This is a genomic window from Winogradskyella pelagia, assembly GCF_017581965.1.
Classification (GTDB): domain Bacteria; phylum Bacteroidota; class Bacteroidia; order Flavobacteriales; family Flavobacteriaceae; genus Winogradskyella; species Winogradskyella pelagia.
In genome coordinates this window covers 1-3,865 of sequence record NZ_JAGEVF010000023.1, presented here as the reverse complement: position 1 = coordinate 3,865, position 3,865 = coordinate 1, and the positions used below count along the sequence as shown (strand labels likewise).

5 protein-coding genes are annotated in these 3,865 nt (G+C 35.4%); all 5 read left to right on the top strand.

Annotation, left to right across the window (positions count from 1 at the left end):
- Positions 1 to 141 precede the first annotated feature (141 nt).
- The 5 genes from J4050_RS14990 (at position 142) to J4050_RS14970 (ending at position 3,554) form a co-directional block, all read left to right on the top strand.
- The gene (locus J4050_RS14990) at positions 142 to 1,131 is read left to right on the top strand and encodes an AraC family transcriptional regulator (RefSeq protein ID WP_208155431.1); all 990 of its coding nucleotides are present in this window, start codon (positions 142 to 144) and stop codon (positions 1,129 to 1,131) included.
- A gap of 104 nt (positions 1,132 to 1,235) precedes the next feature.
- Positions 1,236 to 1,607 carry a hypothetical protein gene (locus J4050_RS14985; protein WP_208155430.1) on the top strand — a complete coding sequence of 124 codons (372 nt, stop codon included), beginning with the start codon at positions 1,236 to 1,238 and terminating at the stop codon, positions 1,605 to 1,607.
- Positions 1,597 to 2,088 carry an anthrone oxygenase family protein gene (locus J4050_RS14980; RefSeq protein ID WP_208155429.1) on the top strand — a complete coding sequence of 164 codons (492 nt, stop codon included), beginning with the start codon at positions 1,597 to 1,599 and terminating at the stop codon, positions 2,086 to 2,088. The genes J4050_RS14985 and J4050_RS14980 overlap by 11 nt, the downstream gene beginning before the upstream one ends.
- Before the next feature lie 50 nt (positions 2,089 to 2,138).
- A complete protein-coding gene (locus tag J4050_RS14975) occupies positions 2,139 to 2,687 on the top strand; it encodes an NADPH-dependent FMN reductase (RefSeq protein WP_208155428.1) in 549 nt (182 codons plus the stop codon).
- A 27-nt stretch (positions 2,688 to 2,714) separates the two neighbouring features.
- Positions 2,715 to 3,554, top strand: a complete 840-nt coding sequence (locus J4050_RS14970; RefSeq protein ID WP_208155427.1) for an NmrA family NAD(P)-binding protein — start codon at positions 2,715 to 2,717, stop codon at positions 3,552 to 3,554.
- The last annotated feature ends 311 nt before the right edge of the window (positions 3,555 to 3,865 follow it).

The following is a 3,865-nucleotide window of genomic DNA, read 5'->3' as shown; positions in this document are numbered from 1 at the left end:
GAGATTATAAGGAAGTCGCCTTCTCTAATTATTGTTTAAGAATTTATTATCTTTTCATTCTCAAAGCAGAACTACGTTTAACCCTGCAGTTGGCAATAATTAAAAGAAACAGAGAATCTAAAATAATATGCTTGTAAAAAAATGAAATACTTCTCTGCAAATCTATACGTAAAAATGCTTAACTGCGCCATAGCAGAAGGCATGAATCATGAAGATTTTGCAGATTGGACAACATCTTTGGAGGAAGCTAAAAAATTAGAGGTTATTTCTGCTGAGGAGTTTTTAACCGCACACGAATTACTTGATGATAGATTAGGTCCTGGTTTTGGTGTACGTGTTGGACAGCAAATGATTATTGAAGATTATGGCGTGTTAGGTTTATCTTGGCGTACCTGCTCAAGGGTAGGCGAAATTTTTGAGCGGAGTGAACGTTTTTTTAAACTATTATCCAACACTTTTGTATGGCAAATTCAAAAAAAAGGTGATGTCTCTCATGTTATTCTTCATAGGGAAGCACTTAGAAGAGGCATGGAATTATCCACAGAAGCTAGTCTTTCTGCTACGGTTGTAGTATTGCAAGCTATGTCTGAGCAGAAAATAGCACCAACTCAAGTCAGTTTTAAGCACAGTGCACCAAATGACTTATCCAGCTTTGATAAAGCATTTAATTGTCCCATCTTATTTAACCAACCTCAATATGCGATAAGCTATAAAACAAATGACCTGAATTTAAGAACGTCCAAAGCTGATGCCAGTATTAATAGTTATTTATTAAAACAAGTGGATGAAAAAACTAAGGGCATTAAAATTCCAGGTTCAAAATTTGTGCGCGACGTTGAATCCCTAATTAAAGACGCGCTACCGACAGGTATTCCTAGTATTCATTATATTGCTGACCTTACGGCTATGAGCAACCGAACACTAACAAGAAGACTGTCTGAAACTGGCGTAACCTATCGAGACTTAATTAAAAAAACACAAGAATCTATTGCAAAAGATATGCTTCGCAATACTATGCAAAGCGTAGGCGAAATTGCCTTCTTAACAGGTTTTTCCGAGCAAAGTGCATTCAATCGTGCTTTTAAGAAATGGACTAACCAAACACCTTCCGAATTTAGAAAATCTATCTAAAATTAGCCTTTTGGCGTAAAATGTCAAAACGTTGTCTTTAAGTGTCAAAAATTCCTTTTGAACACTTTGCACCTTTGTACCATCAAATTAATTAATACAATTTAATGATGGTAACACTAGTAAAATTTTTAATCGGAATTAGTATAGCGCTTCTAGCTAATTCAACAAATACTTATGAGCCCATTCGCGAGTCTAGTGAATGGACAGAAGTTTATGTTTCTCGCAATGGAATAAAAGAGTCAAAACCAGAAGCCTTTCAAATCCTAAACAACAAATGCAACGTTTGTCATCGTAAACGCAACAAAAGACGTGTATTCACAACAGAAAATATGAATACTTGGGCTAATGATATTTACACGCAAGTCTTTGTAAAGAAACGCATGCCTAAAGGCAAAAAAATAAAGCTCACTTCTAAAGAGTATCAAGATTTATTAACCTGGATATCATCCACTAAAACTTCAACCAATGGAATTTAAATTAAAATTTATTGTACTAATGACAGGTATACTATTTACTGGTCTAACAGCTGGACTATGTTTTACTTGGTCTAATGCTGTAACACCAGGAATTGGACGACTAGACAACCTAAGCTTTTTAAAAGCTTTTCAAGCCATGAATAGGGCAATCATTAATGGCAAATTTATGATTGTATTTTTTGGACCGGTTCTACTACTCTTTCTTAACACTTATTTATTTAAGGGAAACAACACTTGCTTTTGGCTATTTCTAATTGCAGCACTACTCTTCTTTGTTGGAATTGGTTTAGTGACCATTTTCGGTAATGTGCCTTTAAACGAAGTATTAGACAAATCGAATCTGGAATTACTCTCGAAAGTAGAATTACAAGAGCTTAGGGACAAATTTGAGCAACCTTGGAACCAATGGCATCTCATCAGAACCCTGTCATCATTTAGCGCTTTTGTGCTCTTAGTTATAGGAATGCTCTATTCAAAATAAGACAACTCATCAATCAAAAAACGAACAATCAATTTAAAATCTTAAAAATCATGAAAAAAATAATCACAATCGCAGGAAGCAATAGTCAGAACTCTATCAACAAAAGTTTGTTGTTATATACTTCCAACTTATTAGAAAATGTAGAAATCATTTCAATCGACTTAAACGATTATGTCCTACCAATGTATGGAGTCGATTATGAAATTGAAAATGGCATACCAACAGCCGTAAAAAAACTCAATGAGTTATTAGATAACGCTGATGCATTTATAATAGCGCTGGCAGAACATAACGGAACATACACAGCAGTATTTAAAAACACCTTAGACTGGTTGTCTCGTGCTAATGTAAAAGTATGGCGAGACAAACCCACCTTCTTAATGGCAACCTCACCTGGTGGTCGCGGTGGAGCTACTGTTTTAAAAGCAGCGGTAAGCTATTTTCCATTTTTAGGGGCTAATATCGTTGCAGACTATTCCTTGCCTAGTTTCTTTGATAATTTCTTAGACAATGATATTTCAAACACAGAATTAAAAGAAGAGCTGAATCAAAAGGTTCAACTTTTCAAACAACACTTAAATCTCAATTCAATCATATAATAATTATAAACTTTAAAAACAGAAAACATGAAAACAGAGAACATTTTAATTATCGGAGGGACTGGAAAAACGGGTCGCCGAGTTGCAAAAAATTTAACACAATTAGGTCACAACATAAGAGTTGTTGGACGAAAAACAGAACCAGCTTTTGACTGGGAAAATCCAGACACCTATGGTGCAGCTTTAAAAGATATGGATAGAGCTTACATTGTATACTATCCAGATTTGGCGGTTCCAGGTTCTAGAAATGCCATTACAACACTTACTAAAAAAGCCTTAGAAGCTGGATTAGAAAAAGTAGTATTGCTTTCTGGAAAAGGAGAAACTGAAGCTGAAGCTTGTGAGGACATCGTAGCTAATTCAGGTTTAAATTACACTTTGGTGAGAGCTTCTTGGTTTAATCAAAACTTTAGTGAAGGTGCATTTTTAGATTTCGTCTTGGATGGTGTAGTTGCATTACCAATGCCTGAAGCAGAAATTCCATTTGTAGACGCCGATGATATTGCCGATGTTGTATCTAAAGTGCTAATCGATGATTCATATAATGGACAAACAATTACAGTCACTGGACCCCAAAAAAGAACCTTTAAAGAAGTAGTCGAGATTATGGCGGAAGCTTCTAATAAACACATACAATTTGTGCCTATTTCAATTGATGAATTCAAAGATGGTATGAGAAAGGCAGGATTACCAGACTCTTATGTGTGGCTCTTTGGGTATTTATTCCAAGAAGTATTAGGAAACCCTGATAACCAAGAAGTTTCAAATGATGTCGCCAAAGTGTTAGGCAGACCGGCTAAAGATTTTGAAACCTATGCTAGACAAACTGCTGCAACTGGTATTTGGAATCAAGTAAGCGTCGAATAACTATTGCCAACAATGTGTATAAGTAATAGCGGTTTAGGTAAAAACTTAAACCGTTTTTTATTTTAATTATATTATTTTTATAATTGAATATTAGCCGTATGTAATCCGCTACTACTCATACACGAACACGATGAGAACACATTCGCCAAAGGCGAACTTTAATTACTACGTGCTTCGCACTATCGTCCTTAAAGCAAGGTGTTCTCATCTGCAGGATTAAACCAAATTACTTCTAGTCATTAAACCAGAATTATCCCCTTTGACGGGCTTCGAGCCAAAACGTGCACCATCGTCGGTTAAAAGTAATTTGG